Raw genomic sequence first — 3,614 nt, 5'->3', positions numbered from 1 at the left:
GCAGGCCCCTTGCGGGGTAAGGCCGCTGCGCGGTTAAAAGGGATAAAGGTAATGCGAAATTTAAAACAGCTTTGTGCTGCTCATACAAAAGCGCTAAATTCCGGTGAAAACACTGAAGAAAACCTGCGTAAAGAACTGCTGGATTTCCAACCAAAAAACAAAAAACAAGAGCAAACAAAACTTGCATATTTTGCTGCTTTTGTATTGCGTCAAGGTAGCGATTTAAAGGAATCTGAGAAGCAGAAACTGATTGGAAAGCCCGTATAACGGGCTATCTAAGCGAGCCTTTAATCGACTAGAACAGCTTGCCAAGCGCCGTTATTCTTGGCGAATAAAACTTGTGCCGATTGCATACCACCATACTTCGGCATCAAACTGTATTCCACGACACATATAACACCGAGGCCATTATTATTCTTTGCGCAGTCACCGAGTTTCATCTTAGCGTCCGGATAAGCCTTATTAGCAGCACGAAACGCAACTTGGGCTTCTTCCTGAGTTGGGCTGACTGCCTCCGGTGCCATTGGCTCGATGATTGTAATTGAACTATTGGACTGCATAATGGTTGCAGTCCCGATGCCTATACCCAAAGCAAGCACCACAGCTATAATCAAGACAATGCTATTATTACTCATATGTTTCTCCTTTGGGTTGTATGATTGAATTAAGTGCAACCTTCTTCCACAATCTTACAGGTGGATGCACCACATTTATTCATTGCATTTTGTTTTGCGTCTTTAAGAGTGGTTGCGCTTGCTACGCCAAAATCACCGCTCTGTTCATTCACAGCAAGCACAGCACAATAATTGTATGGGAATGTTCCATCATCATCATTGATATGTCTATGATTACGGAAGGTTTGCACGATACTGCAATCTGTTCCGCTCACGCTTAAACAATGTTTCACAGCTGTATCTTCAGCTTCTTGGCGTGTATCTGCCCCCCAAAAAATACCGCGCTTTTGATCAACTTTTGAGTACGCAATAGCGCCCCAAATTCCGATACTGTCACTCTCAGGTGGTGTAGGTACTTGATCGAGAATTACAGGGTCAGCAGCTAATGCAGAGCCTGATATAAATACCGAGACGATGCAGATTGTTTTAAAGAAATTTCGCATTTTTACACCTTAATAAAGACCGCGTGTTGAGTTTGGTTTAGTGACTTCAACACTTTTCTTTTCTGCGGCCGGTGCTGACCGGACTACAGCTTTAGGTTTTGTGCTTGGAATGGATTTTGTTTTGGCTACTTTATCAGCGGCAGCTTTTTCATTCGCTGTTTGCGTTGCGATTTCTTTCGCGGCCTTGGTTGATACAACTGTTCCATATGGATCATTTCCAGCAGCGTTTAAGGCTTGCTCATACCCATCCATTTTCATGGTTATCTTAATGGCTTTTTCTTCCTCGGACGGGCTAAAGCCAAGTGCTGTGTAGGAAAATCCTATACGCGAAGATTGCGTAATTGCAGACTGAACAAATCCTTCAAATGGAAAACCGCTAATACAAAATGTTGGGGTACAACGAAATTCATCTTTCTCAATTGTTTTCTCCAGACCTGAAAAAGATATTCTTAATCCATCATCAGTTTTTAAAAACGAAGGTAAAACAATAATTGCTACAGGTTTTTTTTCTTTGTTTTGTGCAATTCTAAATTGGACGGTATAAACGTCCTCACCTTTTTTTTGTTCAACTGCACATATGCGCAAATTCTTTGAAGGTCGAATTTGGCAAGACATATACCAGTCACCAAAGCCTCGTTTTAATTCTATCAAATCGCCCATATCTAGTTCTTCACCAGCTTCATAAACTGTTGCAGATTGAAGATATGATAAATCCAGCCCTTTATCGGTTTCTTTGAAGGCTGCTTCAATGCGATTTTCTACAGGTGTTTGTGCCTGTGCAAATGTTGCAACTGGCATTAAACAAAATGTAGATATGAATTTAATGAGCTTGTAGTTCATACGCTCAACTCCATGTAACTGAAAACGCAAAAGGTCGCTTTACAGCGACCTTGATTAGTGCGTTCAATTCAAAGTCCAACTCGCGGCAGCATTCCACGATGTATCGTTAGACTGGAATGAATGACCAACAGCTGCATTCAACCGAAAACGTCCGTTCTCGGTTGTGTAACCAACGCCAGCTGCAATGGCTTGTGCATTTTTAAATCCACCTAAGCCACCTGCAATCGAAGCCTTGCCAGGACGATCATCATATCTCAAACCAGCTGCTGCCATTGCCGAGGCAATACCGCCGCGTGCTTCTTTCTGAACGTCAGAAACCTGACCGGCCAGAGCATCCAATCGATTATCTGTGTAATCACGTAATCCCTGTATGCCACGATTAACTTGTCCAACTGTTGCAGCATCACTTGAGGCCACACCGTCAGACAAGTTTGAAATTTTCACAGTTTCAGCTGAGTTTCCACCTTGTAATGTAATGGTGTTTGAGCGTGATCCATCTTCATTTCTATCATAAGAAACACGGTCTTTGACCTGACCATAATTTGCAGCATCATTATCTGCAACACCGTCTGCAAGGTTGGTAATAGATACAGGTTTTCCAGTTCCATCACCGATAAGAGCGACGGTATTTGTAGGATTACCTTTTTCGTCAGCAACGTATTGGACACCAAGTTTATTCGTTGCGATAAGTGCATCGCCCACATTGTTGTAGGTTGCACCGCCTACTGTGTATGTAGGGGCGTTTACAGTTCCATCATTATTGATGGAAGCGCCACCACCTAAGCCAGCGAGCGCACCATTCAGCTGATCAACATTCACAGCATCTTTGGTGTCGATACCAGCTGCCACATTGCCCAACTGAACATTATTGCCGGTTCCATCATTGAGCGTAACACCACCGGTTTTATTACCATCTTGATCACGATTATAGAAAACAGCACCATCATTGATAGCTGCAATATCTTTGTCGTGACCATCTAAACGATTATCTTGCTCAATGTCTTTGTTGCGCAAATCTGTTATGTCTTTGTCATGTCCGTCTAAGCGACCGTCCTGCTCTTTATCTTTGTCACGCAGGTCAGATATATCTTTATCATGACCGTCGAGACGACCGTCCTGATCTTTATCTTTATTTGTAATATTAGTGATATTATCGGTTATTTTGTCGATTGATCTATTAATATCATCAATCGAGCCTGAACCGAGGGATGCAGAAACGTAGGGATTTGGATAAGGCTGATTTGTTGGGGTGCCACCTCCACCAACCAACGAATTTAGAATTTCATGAACAGGTCGAAGTCTGCCATTTTTATCAATACCCATAGCAACATCGCCTTCGGCGCAAACTGCATTTACTGTATATGTTGTAGTTTCGCCTTCCGGCCCTGTTCTACCTGTTTTTGAGTAAGACGCACCACCATGATAGCCGTCTTTGACAGCGCAGCTTTTATCATTAGCATATGCATCACTGCTCATTAAACCAATCATAATAAATGCGGTGCTACACATAAGGGTAGTGATTGTTACGCGTGAAACGTGTTTCATGCAGTCGTTCCTTTAAATAAGACGAGTCTGAATAGCCCCGAGTTTATTAGACACTCTTCGTCTTCAGTTTGTGGTTCTGTTCAAAGTGTGCTGGTGACAGCATACCATTTCT

At 42.7% G+C, this 3,614-nt stretch carries 5 protein-coding genes; 1 reads left to right on the top strand and 4 read right to left on the bottom strand.

The window, feature by feature from the left end:
* A partial coding sequence (locus A918_RS0104075; protein WP_028233365.1) for a hypothetical protein occupies window positions 1–267 on the top strand: 267 nt, incomplete at its 5' end.
* A gap of 20 nt (window positions 268–287) precedes the next feature.
* Here the strand turns inward: A918_RS0104075 and A918_RS0104070 are convergent.
* The 4 genes from A918_RS0104070 to A918_RS21260 all read right to left on the bottom strand — a co-directional run bounded on the left by A918_RS0104070 (window position 288) and on the right by A918_RS21260 (window position 3,502).
* The gene (locus tag A918_RS0104070; protein WP_022709818.1) at window positions 288–635 is read right to left on the bottom strand and encodes a hypothetical protein; all 348 of its coding nucleotides are present in this window, start codon (window positions 633–635) and stop codon (window positions 288–290) included.
* Between the two features lie 29 nt (window positions 636–664).
* Window positions 665–1,117, bottom strand: coding sequence for a DUF4189 domain-containing protein (locus tag A918_RS0104065; protein ID WP_022709817.1), 453 nt, complete (start codon window positions 1,115–1,117; stop codon window positions 665–667).
* A 9-nt stretch (window positions 1,118–1,126) separates the two neighbouring features.
* Window positions 1,127–1,957 carry an invasion associated locus B family protein gene (locus A918_RS0104060; RefSeq protein WP_022709816.1) on the bottom strand — a complete coding sequence of 277 codons (831 nt, stop codon included), beginning with the start codon at window positions 1,955–1,957 and terminating at the stop codon, window positions 1,127–1,129.
* Between the two features lie 63 nt (window positions 1,958–2,020).
* The gene (locus tag A918_RS21260) at window positions 2,021–3,502 is read right to left on the bottom strand and encodes a YadA-like family protein (protein WP_084664620.1); all 1,482 of its coding nucleotides are present in this window, start codon (window positions 3,500–3,502) and stop codon (window positions 2,021–2,023) included.
* Window positions 3,503–3,614: the final 112 nt, after the last annotated feature.

It is taken from the genome of Pseudochrobactrum sp. AO18b, from assembly GCF_000409565.1.
GTDB classification, from domain to species: Bacteria; Pseudomonadota; Alphaproteobacteria; order Rhizobiales; family Rhizobiaceae; genus Pseudochrobactrum; species Pseudochrobactrum saccharolyticum.
Note: the sequence above shows the minus strand (reverse complement) of the source record. Positions and strands in the feature narration are given on the sequence as shown.